The organism is Intestinimonas massiliensis (ex Afouda et al. 2020), from assembly GCF_001244995.1.
Classification (GTDB): Bacteria; Bacillota; Clostridia; order Oscillospirales; family Oscillospiraceae; genus Intestinimonas; species Intestinimonas massiliensis.
Genome location: NZ_LN869528.1, coordinates 291,074 through 307,337 on the forward strand (window position 1 = coordinate 291,074; position 16,264 = coordinate 307,337).

Genomic DNA, 16,264 nt, shown 5'->3' on the forward strand with positions numbered 1-16,264 from the left:
GCATCCGCAAACTGACAGAGGGGCCTCACCGTACGGTGAGGCCCCTCTGTCGGTTGATCCGCCAAGCTCAACAGGCCGGAACATGGTCTGTGCGGTTGCTTGGGTCTCTCTCTTCACCCGGCCGGACTGCTGGCGCCCACACTCCTGCCGGACATCCTCCCGCCGCAAGCCCTCAGCACAGAGGTGAAACCACATGGAAGCCTTTGATGCGGGCCGCCTCAGGTGGAGATATCCTCCCGGTCTCCATCCATACCAGGACCGGCTGACCGCGCCAAGTCCGCCGCATCACGGTCCCGCCTTTTACCTCCCATGTGGGAGCATTTCTGCCGATTTTGGATCAGATGACCGCCGAACCGGCAAGCCGTTAGAGTTCCTCCTCTGCTATGGTGGCCAGCACGTCCGGTACGACTTCTTCCGTCAGAACATCCTCGGGGGACTCCGTCCCCATTGTCTCTTCTTCGTACTTCGCATTTTTGAATGCACCCATGATGAGGCACAGGCCCAGGCCGACGCACAGGCCCCAGGTCGCGCCCTTGGTCGCCAGGAAGATGGCAGTAATGCCGGCAATGGACATCTCCAGTCTGGTTTTGCACATCTCAATGGAGAGATAGAAGCAGCCCCACGCCTGTACCATCATCGTAACGCTCATGGCCACCTGCAGACAGGGCTTGAACAGGCTGACAAATCCCATCCATATGGTGCCGATCATCAGCGTGCAGTTCATGGACCATAGTCCGCCAAAGAGACTGTCCATATCCTTCCGGCCGTGCTTATACCGCTCCAGGATGGACATATGCGTAGCGCCCCAGAGGGGACCGCTCAGCACCGCGCCGTAAGGAGCCACCAGGGCCAGCAACAGGTTGCGGAAACCGCAGATGATATTGGTGCGGTTGCTGTCGTAGTTAAGGAACTCGTCCTGGCGCACTGCGTCAGCTTCATTGATAACCGCCTCGGCAAAGACAAAGTCGCCAAAGGCAATGATATAGCAGGTGATGGCCATGGGGATGGCCTTGACAAAGGTCGAAAGGGGCGGGAACCCCAGCCCAAAGATGGTGTAGTTCTGAATGAGCTCGGGAACGCGGGAGAGATCGATGAAGCTGAAGTCAAAGGTGGGCAGAGGCACGGCCTTGGTCGCATAAGCAATGATGCATGCACCAACCAGACCCGGGAGCATCCCAAACTTGGCGATGAGCTTCAGCCCCTTGTTTGTATGGACCCGGTGGAGGAAATAGGGGGCGAACATGGTAATGAATGCGATGGCCATACCGCCAAGGACCGCGATTTCTATGCCCTTCATCCGCGTCCCCGCCACACTCATGACCGAGGACACGCCGGCACCCAAGACGATGCCGATGCGCAGGGGGCTGGGGATGATACGCACGACCTTTTTGCCCAGGCCCGTGATGCCAAGGACGAAGAAAATCAGCGCCATCAGAAGGCCCAGGGCAATGGTGGCGTGGATGCGCTCCGGGCCCGCGGCAAAATTTGCCACGCCCCATGCGCCGATGAGAGGGATGGCCGGGGTAATCCACCCGGCTGACACCGGGTCACCCAGGCAGACGTGCACATTGTACAGCAAGCTGTTCAGGGTGACCATGATAATGGCAAGTTCAAAAGGAATGCCCAGCATCTCCTGGTGCGCGGTGATGGAACTCATCGGAATAGCGATCAATAAGAATCCCTGCAGAAGCTCCGGAATTTCCGGCTTGAAATGGACAAATGGAATCCGTAATTTGAAGATGCCCATCTTAATATGCGGTTGTTCCTGTCCGTCGATGCGATAATATGCCACAGATTCATCTCCTTTCATATCCTTCACACGAAGTGTGACCCTCTCCCTCTTTTACTTATTCGGAGGGCCGCGCCCGGCGGAGGTAAGCCCCGCTGCTCACCCGTTGCCCACCTTTGCCGGGCGGGCGTCAAGCCTCCGTTGGAATCCTCCCTCGACCGGGTCCAGACCGGGCCGCCGACGGACAGGAGGGTCAACCTTCCGTCAAAGAGGAGAATCCGCTCCAAATGCGGTTTAGCCCTTTTCTCTCAGGCCGCAGTAAGTCTCAAGCTCCCAGTAATACTTGGGGAAGGCCGGCTTCATCATCACGCCGGCGGCAGGGGTGGGAATCCGGGCCACGCCGCCCTTATGAGTGGCCTCCAGGCCCTCCATGACCCGGTCAATCCAGCTCGCCGGCATGGCAAAGGCCAATTCGTCGTCGCCGGTGAGGGCAAAGACCCGCTCGCCGCCGCCGGGAACGATGACATTGCACTTGTCCTGGCTGTAGGGCACGGTAATCTCGCCGCCGCAGGCGCCGCGGCCCGCGAACCGGGACTCGATGTAGCCACCCACCTTATAGAGCGCGCCCTGGACAAACCGGGTGATCTGGGCGGAGTTGCCGTAGCAGACCACCACGTCGGGATCGAAGGTGGCCAGGTGCAGGGGCGCCAGCACGATGCAGTGGGTATCGGCTGTGGGCATCTTGGGCGTGCTGGCCTGGGTCTTGACGGCCGCCTCGTCGTTATCCACGTACAGAGGCTTGATGACACTGCCGCCCTTGATGAAATCGGGCTCTTCGGCATACCCCAGAATCACGTGGGACAGGGGGCACGCCTGATCTTCCTTATACATGGCCAGGGTCCAGCCGTACTTACGGGCAATGGTCATAGCCTGGCAGATGGCGATGGGATACCCCAGGGCTTTGGTGGGCACCTTGGCCTTCTCGGGAATGGCCTCCCCTTCCTTTACAAACTTGACGGCCACGGGGAAGGTCAGGGGGCGGATATACTTGGAAATGGACGCATCCAGCGTTTTGCAGATCTCAGACATAATTCATTCTCCTTTTTAATCAGTCATAATTCTCATACGATGAGGTGCATTTTCTGGGCGGCGCGGGTGAGTTCCTCGCGGAAGTTGGGATGTGCGATGCCGATGAGGGCCTTGGCGCGCTCGGAGCAGGTCAGCCCCTTCAGGCGGACCATACCCTGCTCGGTGACGATGTAATCCACGTCGTTCCGGGTGGTGGTGACGCAGGAGCCCTCCGTGAGGACGGGCTTGATCTTGGAGATGGTGTCGTTCCTGGCCGCGGACTTGAAGGCCAGGAAGGACTTGCCCCCCTTGGACGCCGCGGCTCCACGGATGAAGTCCACCTGTCCGCCGGCCCCGCTGAAGTTCTTCGGCCCGATGGTCTCCGAGCAGACCTGACCGAACAGGTCGATCTCCATGCAGGAGTTGATGGAGATGACGTTGTCGTTCTGCGCGATGACGAAGGGGTCGTTGACGTAGTCCACAGGCAGGAACTCCACCCCCGGGTTGTCGTCGATGAAGTCATAGGTGCTCCGCGCGCCGAAGGTGAACGTGACGATGGTCTTGCCCCGGTGGATCTTCTTGCGGTCATTGGTGATGACCCCGGCGTTGGTCAGGTCCACGATGCTGTCGCAGAACATCTCGCTGTGGATGCCCAGATCCCGTTTGTCCATCAGGGCCTGGGCCACGGCGTTGGGGATGCCCCCGATGCCCAGTTGGAGGGTGGCCCCGTCGCAGATCTCCTGGGCGATCATGCCGCCGATGATCTGGTCGTCCTTGCTGATGGGGGCGGGGGGCACCTCGGTGATGGGCAGGTCGCTTTCCACCAGCGCATCCACTTCCGAGATGTGGATGTGGCTGCCGAAGGTGCGCGGCATGGTGGGATTGACCTCCAGAAACAGGCGCCCGGCCTTTTTGCGGATCTCGCTCAGATCGGCGGCGGTGCCGCAACTGAAGTACCCATGCCGGTCCATGGGCGAGACCGTGCAGTAGAACACGTCCGGCCCCTCCAGCACCTGCTTCCACAGTACGGGCACCTGGCTGTAGTGGCTGGGCAGGTAATCAGACCGCCCCTCCCAGATGGCCTCCCGGTCAAACCCGCTGACGAAGTGGGAGACGTGCCGGATGTGGGCTTCCATTCCCGCCGCCATGTACTTCTGGTTCCGCATGGGCAGCAGCAGGTAGTGCCGGATCCCCGTCAGCCCCTCCCGCTCCGCCCGGTCCGCCAGGGCGTGCAGGATGGCGATGGGCTCCGTGATCTGTCCGTTGCTCAGGCAGATGTCCCCCGCGTGGAAGAGCTTGGCGACTTCCTCCGGCGTCTTGCGTTTCTCCTGGTACATCGCCTTCCAATCGTTCATAATTTCATCTCCTTTTACAGGCTGTACGTTACACGCTTACTTGAACAGCGTGCCGCTGACGATCATCTTCTGGATCTCGTTGGTGCCCTCATAAATCTGGGTGATCTTGGCGTCACGCATCATGCGTTCCACGTGGAACTCCTTCATATAGCCGTTGCCGCCCAGAAGCTGGACCGCCTCGGTGGTGACGTGCATGGCGGCGTTGGTGCCGCAGTATTTGGCCTTGGCGGCGGAGATGGAGTAGGGCTGGCCCTCTCCCTTCTCCAGGGCGGCTTTGTAGACCATGTACTTGGCCTGCTCGATCTCAATGGCCAGCTCGGCCATCTTGAAGGCGATGGTCTGCTGCTTGCACAGAGGCTTGCCAAACTGTTGCCGCTCCATCAGATACTTGCGGGCGATCTCCCAGGCCCCCTCGGCGATACCCAGGCCCTGCGCGCCCACGCCGATGCGGCCGCCGTCCAGGGTCTTCATGGCCAGACCGAAGCCCTTGCCCGGCGCGGCGATCATGTTGGCCACGGGCACGCGGCAATCTGTGAAATAGAGCTCGCAGACCATGGCACTGCGCAGGCCCATGGTATTGTGGCGGGTACCGATGACAAAGCCGGGGGTCCCCTTCTCCACCACAAAGCAGGCCATGCTCTTGGGTCCCGCCTCTTTGTCGGTAAGGGCATACACGGCGAAGTAGTCGGACAGCGGCCCGTTGGTGATGAAGCACTTGGAGCCGTTGATGACGTAATCGTCGCCGTCCCGGACCGCCAAAGTGCGGGCGCCCGCCACGTCGGAGCCCGCAGTGGGCTCGGTCAGCGCAAAGGAGCCCAGGCTCTTGCCAGAGGCCACCGGCGTGAGGAAGCGGCGAAGCTGCTCCTCGGTGGCCTGGGAGTTGGTCAGGGAACCGCCGTACAGGGAGGTGGAGACCGAGTAGGAGATGCCCATGGCTCCATCTACCTTGGAGACCTCCTCCACCGCCAGGATATAGGACAGGTAATCCTCGCCCTGGCCGCCGTACTCCTTGGGATAGGGCAGGCCGATCAGGCCCATCTCCCCCATCTTGGCATACAGGTCGTGGGGGAATTCGGCGGCGGCATCCCGCACCAGGATGTCCTTGGCCAATTCCTTTTCGGCAAACGCCTTGACCGTGGATTGGATGGCCAGTTGGTTTTCGTTCAGGGTAAAGTTCATATTGGTATCCTTCCTTTCTGTTTCTCTGTCGGGCCGGGTTTGGTGTTCTGGCAGTATATAAAGCAACCAGCGTGCCAATTTTAAAATGGTTAAAAATCCATGGATTTGCTGCATTTTTGCCCAGCAAGAAGCCGCCCGGCTGTGCAAAAATGCACGGCCGGGCGGCTGCCTTTTCCTTCAAAATGTTCTTATGGCGAAGTATTTGCAAGGTCTTTGCATTTTTGCAGGGGTTTTTGCAAAAATGCAATGCTTTTGGGGGATCAATTCCGGCTGAGTTTTCGGGATATGGTGGATACGTCCACCCCCAGGGCCTTTGCCACCTCCTGCATGGAGGAATACTGGGCCTGGGCGTTGGCGATGAGCTGCCGCTCCGCCCGGCGCACCATATCCTTCATGGGCAGAATCCCCCGAATCTCCACCTGGGACGCCGGGTTCTGGCCGCGTTGGTACCGCACCGGCAAATGCTCCGGCGTCAGCACGTCCTCCGGGCAGAGGACCACCAGGTTTTCAATCAGATTTTCCAGCTCCCGCACATTCCCCCGCCAGGGCAGCTCCCGCAGCACCTTGCCCAGCTCGATGGGGATCTCCTTGTGCTTGCCGTATTTCTGGTTGAAGCGCTCCAGCATATGCATGACCAGCGGAATGATGTCGTCCCGCCGCTGGCGCAGAGGGGGCACCTCGATGTTGATGACGTTCAGCCGGTAGTACAGATCCTGCCGGAAGGTGCCCTCTTCGGTCATCTCCCACAGATCCCGGTTGGTGGCCGCGATGATCCGCACGTCCACACTGATGGGCTTTGATCCGCCGATGCGGATGATCTCTCCCTCCTGCAGCACCCGCAGCAGCTTGACCTGCATCTCCAGCGGGAGCTCCCCCACCTCGTCCAGAAACAGCGTGCCCATGTGGGCCAGTTCAAAAAATCCGGGCTTGCCCTTGCGGCGCGCCCCGGTAAAGGCGCCGTCCTCATAGCCAAACAGCTCCGACTCAAACAGGGCGGGCGGGATGGCACCGCAGTTTACCTTGATGATGGGGCGGTAGCTGCGCATGCTGGAGGCATAGATCTCATTGACGACCATCTCCTTGCCGGTGCCCGACTCTCCCGAGATGAGGACGGTGGAGTCCACCTCAGAGATGGAATGGATGGTGGCCAGGATGGTCTTCATCTCCCGGCTGCAGGCCACAAAGCTGGTCTGCGCGCTCTGCTGCCGGGCGATATGGGCCAGCTCCTTGCTGTATTTCTCAGCAATCATCTGCTGCTGCTCCAGCTTTTGGCGCAGGTCGTTCAGCTCGGACATGTCCCGGATGTTGGCCACCACAGCCGTCATGGCGCTGTTGGCATTATAGACCGGCGAGCCGGTGATCAGCAATTGCCTGCCGTTGTGGTCGATGACCACGGTAGCCGTCTTCCCGGTCTCAATGACCTGGAGGATGGCAGAGGACTCATACACGCCCTCCTGCACCAGATCGGCCACGTTCCGGCCCAGGATATCCCGGCGCTTGACTCCTATCAGCTTCTCCAGCGCGGCGTTGAGCCGGATCACGTTCCCCATGCCGTCCGATACCATGATCCCGTCGTGGGAGGACTCCAGACAGACGTTGAGCTCCTCGAAGATACTGCTCACTACGTCCATTTCCTGCATGACACACTCGGAATGCTTGGATTGGTGGAGCACGATGGTGCTGCCATGGCGCTCTCCGGACAGATATCTGGGGTTCACCCTGCACACGATCCTGGCCGGACCCACGTCTATTTGGTAGCGCCCCGAGCCGCGCACCAGGTCTACCTCCTGTCCAAGGCACTCCAAAAGCTCCTCGAACACCACAGAGGACCCCTCCACCATTTTCCGTGCAGACTCATTGACATAAAGGATCTTTCCAGCCTGATCCAGAATAATAATGGCGCAATAGATGGTGTCCAGCGCACTTTGGTAGACTTCTTCCCGTCTGGTGATCGGCTCACAAACTCTGTCTCCCATACGGCCTCCTTTCTTCTCTTTCTCTGCTCGGGCAACATGTACTTCTCCCTATAGCTATGCAAACCGGATGCCAAACCAAACTGCTTTCGCCGCCCCCTCACAAATTAAACATACAATTCCTACTTTTATAATATATGTTTTGGCACTCTTTTACAAGCGCCTTTTCAAAAAGGGCGGCAAAACAGACAGGCTGCCCGGAGCCTTGCTCCGGGCAGCCTGTTCCGAACAGAACGTTCATCCCGCCACCGTCACCACACCGGTGACGGCATCCATATAATAGCTCTGGATATCGGTGACAATGTACCAGGCGGGCGCCATGTAGACGGGGTTGATCTGCACGGTGGACAGGGTATAGCCCGCCGTCATGCTCCGGATCTCCCGGCAGATGACGCCGGTGTCCTTCAGATAGGCCAGGAAGCGCAGCAGCACCGTGGCGACCGTCAACGGAGTCTCACCGGCCTCCGCCGACGGTGTGCCGGTCAGCCGGGCGCCCTGGATGCCCCGCAGCTCCCCATCCTCATAGGTGAGGGTGGCCACGCAGGAAAAGACCGGAGCGTCCTGCCAGGTCTGCCGGACCGTCAGGGTCCCGCTGGCCTCGTCGTACTCCGAGGCCTCCCCCTCAAAGCCCATCTTCCGCAGGCAGGCCAGTCCAAACCGGCCCGGCAGCTCTCCGCCCTGGGGATAGGCTCCGGCGTTCAGAGAGACGGAAAAGGTGCCGTCCGCGGAGAATCGGGCCGTCCCCTTTTCCCCCCGGTAGGAGCCCGCCCCGTCCTCCGCGGCGGCGGCCTCCCCCAGCAACCCGGCAGCCTGCGCCTGCTCGGCTGCGGCATCCCGGGTCACCGTCATGGCGGTCAGCGTCATCTCCCGGGGCAGGGCTGCCGTCATGGCGATTCCATTCTTCTCCAGAATGGACACCGCCTCGTCCCGGGCGCGCTCCAGGTACTGGGCGCTGCGGGCCTCCCGCCCGGCCACCAGTACCAGCAGAAAGAGGTTGACCCCCAGGAGCATGAGAATGATGATGTTTTTGATCTTGGACCACTCCAGGGCCCCTCACCTCCTTCCTATGGCGCCGTTCAGCGGGCCACCCACTGGGCAGAGACGGTATCGCTGCTGCTCCCCGTATCCAGGTAGCTGAGGACCAGCTCCGAGCCCTCCACGCCCAGGGCCCGCATGGCGGCTGCGGCCTGGGTCACCGGCAGCACCGGGGCCGCAGCCTCGGAGGCCGCCCGGTAGGTCCGCAGTTGCAGGGTAAAATCCACCACGCTGTCCTGACGAATGGTCACCTTGGCGGCATAGCCCTCCTGGCGGACCACTACGTCGGCTCCGCTGAGCTGATAGCCGAAGTAGAGCGTGACGTCTTCCTCCCCGCTGTCCCGGCCGATCAGATACAGCCGTGCCTCCCCCCGGCGGCCGGCCGTGGCCCGCTCCACCAGAGACCAGGCCGCCTCCACCAGCTCCAGCTCCGAGCGCACCTCCCCCTCCCCGGGGACAGGGAACCGGGAATCCTCCGCCGTGGCGGCGTGGTAAATCGCCACGCCGGTGTCATAGAGCCGCAGGGAATCCCCGCTGCCCTCCCGGACGGAGAGAACATTGGAGGTGCGGACCGTCTGGCTGGCCTGGGGGTGGAAGGACAGGTCCCGCAGCAGGCCGTCCACCTCGTCCGTATCGTAGATGGGCACGGGGTTGGCGCACAGATAGGCCGCCGGAGCGGGGGTATCGTCTTGCTTGACCATGGTGTAGGGGGCCAGCCCCCCATACTGCCGGGGGTCCTCAAAGGCAAAGAGCACCCCGTTGGGCGAATACTCCTCCACGGCGTCGGCCAGCCGCGCGGCCAGGTCCCGGCCGGTGGAGAGATCGCAGGCATAATACGAGCCATCCCGCTCATTGATATAATACAGAACTGCCTCTCCGCCCTGGCCGGCGGTGAGCAGCAGGCGACGGACTGGGGCCTCCAGATCCGTACCGGAGGGCCCGCCGCCCACCGAGGCGGCCAGGACCGGAAGAGGCACCTGCCCCAGCAGGTCCAGATATACGCTGGGCGCGGCGTCCGTCAGAGCCTCCCGCCAGCGCTGCTCGGAGACCTGCCGCGGCTCGCCCGCGCCGGTCAGAGCGTCGGCCAGCAGGTTGGGCATCTTGCTGTAGAGCTCGTCCACCAGGCCGGTATCGTACTGGCCGCCGTACCGCCCCCGCTCGTTGGACACTGCCATGCGGACAGGGCGGACCACCGCGGCCTGGCCGCCCTCCATGGGCCGCCCGATCAGGCTGTCCCGGTCGCCGCCGAAGAACCCCACCAGCCCGGACACCCAGCCCTGGCCCGCGCCGGAGGCCTCAGCCAAAAACTGGGTGCGGCCCAGCAGGTAGACCGCCGAAAGAGCCAGCAGCAGGATCAGCAGGCTTTTCCCCGCCTCCACCAGCCGGCGCATTCCCTTACTGTTCATGGCCGGGACCCTCCACGGGCAGCTCGATGCGGAGGGTCAGCCCGGGGCCGGGCCGGTCCACCAGCGCAATGCTCCCCTGATGCCGGTCCACGATCTCCTTGGCGATGGAGAGGCCCAGGCCCGTGCCGCCCGACTCCCGGGAGCGGGCCTTGTCCACCCGGTAAAACCGCTCAAAAATGCGGGAGCGGTCCTCCGGTGGGATACCGATGCCGTTGTCGGACACCTCCATCCACACCTTCTCTCCCGCCCGGCCGGCGGAGATGCCGATCGCCCCCCCGTCGGGGGTGTACTTGATGGCGTTGGAGACGACGTTCATCATGACCTGCAGGATGCGCTCCCGGTCCCCCACGATGCCGGGAAGGTTGGGCTCCAGCTCCAGCGCTACGGTATGCCCGTGGCGCTGGGCCTCCATGAGCACGGCGTGATACATATCCCGGATGGCCCCCTCGAAGGAGAACCGGGCCAGCTTGAACTCGCTCCGGCCTGAATCGAACCGGGACAGGGTGAGCAGATCCTGCACGATGTGGGTCATACGGTCGGATTCATTGAGAATGACCCCCAGGAAGTTCTTCTCGGTCTCCGGAGGCAGATCCCCGGCGTTGTCGGCCAGGGTCTCGGCGTAGGAGCGGATGTTGGTGAGAGGGGTGCGCAGCTCATGGGACACGTTGGCCACGAATTCCCGGCGCAGCTCCTCGGTCTTGCGCTGCTCGGTGACGTCATGGATGACCACCATAACGCCCCCCTCCTGCCGCTCCCCGTCAAAGGGAGCCAGCAGCAGCTCCAGGGTCCGCCCGGCCGCCTCCCGCTCGCCGGACAGGTAGGCCGGCTGTTCCAGGGCCAGCACCTGCTCCAGAGAGGCAATGTCCCCAAACAGCGCGCCGTAGGCCGTCTGCTCACCGATGGGGCGGCCCAGCATCTCCTCGGCCGCCGGGTTCTTGTGGATGACCAGCCCCAGCCGGGAGAAGGCCACCACGCCGTCGGTCATGTGGAGGAACAGGGTATCCAGCTTGTTGCGCTCGTTCTCCGCCTCCTGTATGGTGTCCTGGAGCTTCCGGGCCATGTGGTTGAAGTTGCCGGTGAGGATGCCGATCTCGTCCCGGGAGCCCACCTCGATCTTCCGGGAGAAGTTGCCGGAGGCCACCCGCTTTACGCCGTCGGTGAGCCGTTCAATGGGGGTGGTCATGGTCTTGGCCAGCAGAAAGGAGAGCAGCACCGAAATGATCAGACCGAACACCAGGGCCTCCACGATGATGGTGAACAGGGATGCATTCAGCTCGGAGATGGTCTGGCGGGAGTCGTAGATGTAGATGATATAGCTGCTGTCCCCCCGCCGGACGGGGACCGCCAGGTCCATGTAGGAAGCCGTGATGTCGCTGTCGCTGCCCACCTCGGTCAGCTCGCCCTGGGCCAGCGCGTTGACCACATGGGTGATGTTGGGGGTCTTTTCCCGCAGGGTGTCGGCATCGTCGGAGCTGGTCAGGTAGGCGCCGGTGGCACTGTCCAGGATATAGTAATAGCGGGTACGGTTGTCGATGCCCAGAGGACCCATATTAGAATTGAGGACCTGTTTGAGCATGTCCACCGGCTCGACGCGCCCCTCCAGCTCGTCCTGGGTGGGGGTCTGCAGATCGTCCAGGAAGACCTGATCCCCGAACACATCCTGCATCTGGACGTAGAAGTCGTCCAGATAGAAGCGCACCACGGAGTTCATCAAAAAAGCCCCCACCACCGTCATCAGCGACAGGATAAGCAGCACCATGATGAGCACCAGCTTCATATGCAGCGAACGAAACATCGGGCAAGTGCCCCCTTCTCCGCCTCATGCGGCGCTGCCGCACGGGGCCCAAAGTCTTTTGCCGGCTCAGGCGTTGAACAGGTACCCCAGCCCCCGCCGGGTCACTACGAATTGCGGGCTGGCGGGGTCGTCCTCCGCCCCATGGGGCGCTGCCGCACGGGGTCCCCGCCCTTTTCAAACGCTTGGGGCAAATGAATTGCCCCTGCGCCAAGGTTTTGCCGGCTGCAAAACGCTTGCACGGCGCTCACGCGCCGCCCCATCTTTGATGGGGCCCACGTGGAGGACGATACCGGCTCAGGCGTTGAACAGGTACCCCAGCCCCCGCCGGGTCACTACGAATTGCGGGCTGGCGGGGTCGTCCTCCACCTTTTCCCGCAGGCGGCGGATGGCCACGTCCACGGCCCGCACGTCGCCCACATAGCCCTCGTAATTCCACACGTTCTCCATCAGGGCCTCCCGGGAGAACACCTTCCCCGGGTTGGAGGCCAGGAATTTCAGCAGCTCGTACTCCCGCTGGGTCAGCTCCAGGGGCGCTCCGTCTTTGTAGGCCATGAGCAGTTCCGTGTCAATGGCGATACGCCCCTGCTCCAGGCGGCTGGCCGCAGAGGGCCGGATCTGGGCCGGGTCCGTGAGCATCCCCACCCGGCGGATATTGGCCTTCACCCGGGCCAGCAGCTCCCGCATGGAAAAGGGCTTGGTGATATAGTCGTCGGCCCCCAACTCCAGGCCCAGAACCTTGTCGGTCTCTTCCTCCCGGGCGGTGAGCATGATGATCGGGGTGGCCCGGCCGTGCTCCCGGATGGACCGGCACACATCAAAGCCGTTCATCTTAGGCAGCATCAGATCCAGCAGGATCAGGTCCGGGTCCTGCTCCAGCGCCAGTTGGAGCCCCGCCTCCCCGTCATAGGCCTCCAGCGTGGCATATCCCTCCCGCCCCAGATTAAAGCTGAGGATATCCACAATGTTCTTTTCATCCTCGACAATCAAGATCGTCTTTGCCATGACCGCTCCCTTCTTCCCGTTACAGATCCAGCAGAACCTTGGCCTTGAGGACGGCGGCCACCGTCTTGGCGTCCTGGATGGTCCCGTCCATGACCTCCTTCACCAGCTCCCCCAAGGGCACCCGGTCCCGCTCCAGGAACTCGTCCTCGTCTGGATGACACTCGCCCGGCTTCAGCCCTCGGGCCAGGTACATATGGAGCACCTCATCGGTAAAGCCCGGTGAGGAGAGCAGCGCCCCCATATAGGTCAGCGTGGCCGGGGTATAGCCCGTCTCCTCCTCCAGCTCCCGCAGCGCGCACACCCGGTGGTCCTCCCCCCGCTCCAGCTTGCCGGCGGGCAGCTCGGTGATGACCCGGCCGAAGGGGTAGCGGAACTGCCGCACCACCGTCACGGTACCGTCGTCGTGGAGAGGCAGGATGGCCACCCCGCCGGGATGGGACACCACTTCCCGGGTGGCCGGCCGGCCGTTGGGCAGCTCGATCCGGTCCAACCGCACGTCCACGATGACGCCCTTGAATTTTTCCTCGCTGGATACCGTCTTTTCATATAGCTCCATGTTGCCAGCTCCTATTCACATCAGTGATTTTAGTATACCACAGTTGGGTCAGCCTGCCAATACCCGGCCGTGCCGGGTACTTTTCACCGTTTTCCCCAATCATTACAGCTATCCATGTCCCGGCGCACCCCTTATAATGGGGACAGTATCCGCCCCGCGGAGCGCAAGGAGGAACCTCACATGACCATCCAGCCCATCGGCGCCGCCAGCGTTGCGCTGTACCTCACCCCCGCCGACCTGAAAGAGCACGGCCTCACCCCCGAAAGCCTGACCCGGGAGCTGGCCCTCACCCTGACCCGGGACGCCTTTCTCCGTGCCGGCCTGCCGGCGGAGGGGCCCCTGGAGATCGAAGCCTATCCCGACGCCTGCGGGGTGCTGGTCTTTGCCCGCCGGAGCGAGCCGCCTCGGATCTGGCTTGCCTTTCCCGACCTGGAGGGGCTGCTGGCCGCCGCCCGCGCCCTCTGGGCCGTCTGCCCCGAGGAGGCCGCCCTGTTCTTCTGGGAGGGGCGCTACTGGCTGTCCCTCCCCGCCGGGGAGGAGCAGACCGCCTGCCGCCTGTCCGAGTTCGGCGCGGAGGCGGAGCAGGCTCCCTTCCTGGACGCCCGGCTGACCGAGCACGCCCGCCTCATCCTCCCCCGTCAGGCCCTGGCCACCCTCCACCGCTATTTTCCCGATTAAAATGCCCGTTTTGGTTTGATCCTCCCCCTTTTGGGGCATCGTTATTGTGCAAGTTTTGTCAAAAAATTTCGCTGTAACATTTGCGTAAAATTTCTTTTGATTTTGCATACTAGTGATGCTATAATATCATTGGATGATAGGGCCGACCGGCGGCGTTTTTCCGGGGCTCTCATCCATGATATGACGATTGGAACGGCTGGGCGGCAAGCCCTGGCCGCAGTATACAGGGATCGGGGCCGGATCTGGATCGTCCGGCCCCTGATAGCGCGGGCGGTCTCACCGCCGCCCGGGCGGGAGGATAAAAGAGGGTGCGGACTTGACAAAATATGTGATTCGCGGCGGGAAACCGCTGCATGGTGCGATCGACATCAGCGGCGCCAAAAATGCCGCCGTGGCCATTATCCCGGCAGCTCTGCTGGTAAACGGCACCTGCCGGATCGAGAACATTCCCCAGATCAGCGATGTGACCTCGATTTTGAAAATCTTACAGGAGCTGGGCGCCGACGTCCGCACGGTGGACCGTACCACCGTGGACATCGACTGTACCCGCATCCACAATGAACAGGTGCGGCTGGACATGGCTCGGAAAATCCGGGCCTCCTACTACCTGATCGGGGCCCTGCTGGGCCGCTTCGGCGCGGCGGAGGTCCCGCTGCCCGGCGGCTGCCATCTGGGCGACCGGCCCATCGACCAGCACATCAAGGGCTTTGTGGCCATGGGGGCCGACGTGGAGGTCAAGGGGGGCTATGTCCACGCCTCCTCCGGCGGTCGGCGGCTGACCGGCGCCCAGATCTATCTGGACGTGGTGTCGGTGGGCGCCACCATGAACATCATGCTGGCCGCCACCCTGGCCGAGGGGCTCACCATCATCGAAAACGCCGCCAAGGAGCCCCACATCGTGGATCTGGCCAACTTCCTCAACTCCATGGGAGCCGACATCATGGGAGCCGGCACCGACGTCATCAAGGTCCGGGGCGTCCCCGGCCTGCGGGGGGGCTCCTACTCCATCATCCCCGACCAGATCGAGGCCGGCACCTATATGGCCGCCGTGGCCGCCGCCGGCGGCGAGGTCCGCATCAAAAACGTCATTCCCAAGCACCTGGACTGCATTACCGCCAAGCTGGTGGAGATGGGCGTGGAGGTGGAGGAGGAGGACGACGCGGTGCTGGTGCGCCGGACCGGGCCCCTCTACCGCGCCAACATCAAGACCCTGCCCTACCCCGGCTTCCCCACCGACATGCAGCCCCAGATCTCCGTGGTGCTCTGCCTGGCCCAGGGGACCAGCGTGGTCACCGAGGGCGTGTGGGACAACCGCTACCGCTATGTGGACGAGATCCGCCGCATGGGGGCCCAGATCCAGGTGGACGGCAAGGTGGCCGTCATCGAGGGTGTGGACAAGCTCACCGGCGCGCCCATGCAGGCCTGCGACCTGCGGGCCGGCGCGGCCATGGTCATCGCCGGACTGGCCGCTCAGGGCGTCACCGAGATCGACCACGTCTACTATATTGAGCGGGGCTATGAGGACATCGTCCGCAAGCTCTCCGGCGTGGGGGCCGACATCCGCGTGGTCATCACCCCCGACGCGGACAAGGCCCAGGCCGACGTGGGCTGAGTCCCACCGCATCACGACGATTTTAGGGCGGCGGCAGGTTGCCGCCGCCCTTCCTGTTTGATTTCGATACATAGGAGCGATGATCTTGCTGACACTCACCACCCTGGCCAGCGGCTCCTCCGGCAACTGCCTGCTGCTCTCCGCCGGAGAGACCCACCTGCTCGTGGACGCGGGCATCTCCTGCCGGCGTATCTGCCGGTCCCTCCGGGACCTGGGGGTGGACCCCTCCGCCCTGTCGGGGGTGCTGGTCACCCACGAGCATACCGACCACATCGCCGGTCTGGCCACCCTGACCAAGCAGTTCCGGCTGCCGGTCTACGCCAGCCCCGGCACCGGACGGCATCTGTGCTACCGCATCGCCGCCCTGGAGGATGTGCTCCACACCTGCGCCCCCGGCGGGGCCTTCACCGTGGGCGGTCTGGCGGTGGAGACCTTCCCCACCCTCCACGACGCGGCGGAACCCATGGGCTACGCCGTCTCGGACGGCAGCCGGAAGGCCGCCGTGGTCACCGACCTGGGGGTGGTCACCGAAGCGGTCCTCGCCGGCGTGGCCGGAGCGGATCTTCTGGTGGTGGAATCCAACCACGACGTGGATTGGGTCAAGTCCGGCCCCTACCCCTACTCCCTCAAGCGGCGCATCCTGGGTGACCACGGCCACCTGTCCAACGAGGCGGGGGCCGCCCTGGCCTGCACAGCCGTCCGGGCCGGCGCCCGCACCGTCATTCTGGCCCACCTGTCCGCCGAAAACAACACCCCCGCCCGCGCCCGGAACGCAGTGGCCCTAGCTCTCTCCGCCATGGGGGCGGACCCCGACCGGGACCTGCGGCTGAGCGTGGCCCCCCGGGCCGAGCCCGGGCTGTGCTGCACCGCATAGGA

At 63.1% G+C, this 16,264-nt stretch carries 14 protein-coding genes; 4 read left to right on the forward strand and 10 right to left on the reverse strand.

Translation table 11 applies throughout. The features are described 5' to 3' along the window. Positions 1 to 364: 364 nt before the first annotated feature. The 4 genes from BN2154_RS01635 to BN2154_RS01650 all read right to left on the reverse strand — a co-directional run bounded on the left by BN2154_RS01635 (position 365) and on the right by BN2154_RS01650 (position 5,331). Positions 365 to 1,657, reverse strand: coding sequence for a permease family protein (locus BN2154_RS01635; protein WP_195892292.1), 1,293 nt, complete (start codon positions 1,655 to 1,657; stop codon positions 365 to 367). A 366-nt stretch (positions 1,658 to 2,023) separates the two neighbouring features. Further along, on the reverse strand, positions 2,024 to 2,818 hold the full coding sequence (locus tag BN2154_RS01640) for a DUF169 domain-containing protein (protein WP_050617133.1): 795 nt from the start codon (positions 2,816 to 2,818) through the stop codon (positions 2,024 to 2,026). 32 nt (positions 2,819 to 2,850) lie between these two features. Continuing rightward, positions 2,851 to 4,152 (reverse strand): acetyl-CoA hydrolase/transferase family protein, encoded by a 1,302-nt coding sequence (locus BN2154_RS01645; protein WP_050617134.1) that lies wholly within the window; start codon positions 4,150 to 4,152, stop codon positions 2,851 to 2,853. 36 nt (positions 4,153 to 4,188) lie between these two features. Then, positions 4,189 to 5,331: an acyl-CoA dehydrogenase family protein gene (locus BN2154_RS01650; protein WP_050617135.1), complete on the reverse strand. Its 1,143-nt coding sequence runs from the start codon at positions 5,329 to 5,331 to the stop codon at positions 4,189 to 4,191. A gap of 85 nt (positions 5,332 to 5,416) precedes the next feature. Here BN2154_RS01650 and BN2154_RS15980 point away from each other — a divergent pair, with 85 nt between their 5' ends. Next, entirely contained in the window at positions 5,417 to 5,605 is a 189-nt protein-coding gene (locus tag BN2154_RS15980; RefSeq protein ID WP_195892293.1) for a hypothetical protein, read from the forward strand. On the opposite strand, the gene BN2154_RS01655 is transcribed toward BN2154_RS15980, so the two are convergent. The 6 genes from BN2154_RS01655 to BN2154_RS01680 all read right to left on the reverse strand — a co-directional run bounded on the left by BN2154_RS01655 (position 5,592) and on the right by BN2154_RS01680 (position 13,098). Next, positions 5,592 to 7,307: a sigma 54-interacting transcriptional regulator gene (locus BN2154_RS01655; protein ID WP_050617136.1), complete on the reverse strand. Its 1,716-nt coding sequence runs from the start codon at positions 7,305 to 7,307 to the stop codon at positions 5,592 to 5,594. The genes BN2154_RS15980 and BN2154_RS01655 overlap by 14 nt on opposite strands. A 234-nt stretch (positions 7,308 to 7,541) precedes the next feature. Beyond that, positions 7,542 to 8,315, reverse strand: coding sequence for a hypothetical protein (locus tag BN2154_RS01660; protein WP_050617137.1), 774 nt, complete (start codon positions 8,313 to 8,315; stop codon positions 7,542 to 7,544). A gap of 65 nt (positions 8,316 to 8,380) precedes the next feature. Next, entirely contained in the window at positions 8,381 to 9,745 is a 1,365-nt protein-coding gene (locus tag BN2154_RS01665) for a hypothetical protein (protein WP_050617138.1), read from the reverse strand. Next, positions 9,735 to 11,540 carry an ATP-binding protein gene (locus BN2154_RS01670; protein ID WP_050617139.1) on the reverse strand — a complete coding sequence of 602 codons (1,806 nt, stop codon included), beginning with the start codon at positions 11,538 to 11,540 and terminating at the stop codon, positions 9,735 to 9,737. Before BN2154_RS01670 ends, BN2154_RS01665 begins: the two co-directional genes overlap by 11 nt. Before the next feature lie 294 nt (positions 11,541 to 11,834). Then, a complete protein-coding gene (locus tag BN2154_RS01675) occupies positions 11,835 to 12,542 on the reverse strand; it encodes a response regulator (protein ID WP_050617140.1) in 708 nt (235 codons plus the stop codon). 19 nt (positions 12,543 to 12,561) lie between these two features. Continuing rightward, positions 12,562 to 13,098, reverse strand: a complete 537-nt coding sequence (locus tag BN2154_RS01680) for an NUDIX domain-containing protein (RefSeq protein WP_050617141.1) — start codon at positions 13,096 to 13,098, stop codon at positions 12,562 to 12,564. A 180-nt stretch (positions 13,099 to 13,278) separates the two neighbouring features. On the opposite strand from BN2154_RS01680, the gene BN2154_RS01685 reads away from it, so the two are divergent. From BN2154_RS01685 to BN2154_RS01695, 3 genes are all read left to right on the forward strand, one after another. Beyond that, on the forward strand, positions 13,279 to 13,776 hold the full coding sequence (locus BN2154_RS01685) for an adaptor protein MecA (RefSeq protein ID WP_050617142.1): 498 nt from the start codon (positions 13,279 to 13,281) through the stop codon (positions 13,774 to 13,776). A gap of 316 nt (positions 13,777 to 14,092) precedes the next feature. Continuing rightward, on the forward strand, positions 14,093 to 15,388 hold the full coding sequence (locus BN2154_RS01690) for a UDP-N-acetylglucosamine 1-carboxyvinyltransferase (protein ID WP_050617143.1): 1,296 nt from the start codon (positions 14,093 to 14,095) through the stop codon (positions 15,386 to 15,388). Positions 15,389 to 15,467: 79 nt separating this feature from the next. Continuing rightward, the gene (locus BN2154_RS01695) at positions 15,468 to 16,262 is read left to right on the forward strand and encodes an MBL fold metallo-hydrolase (RefSeq protein WP_238074151.1); all 795 of its coding nucleotides are present in this window, start codon (positions 15,468 to 15,470) and stop codon (positions 16,260 to 16,262) included. Positions 16,263 to 16,264 lie beyond the last annotated feature (2 nt).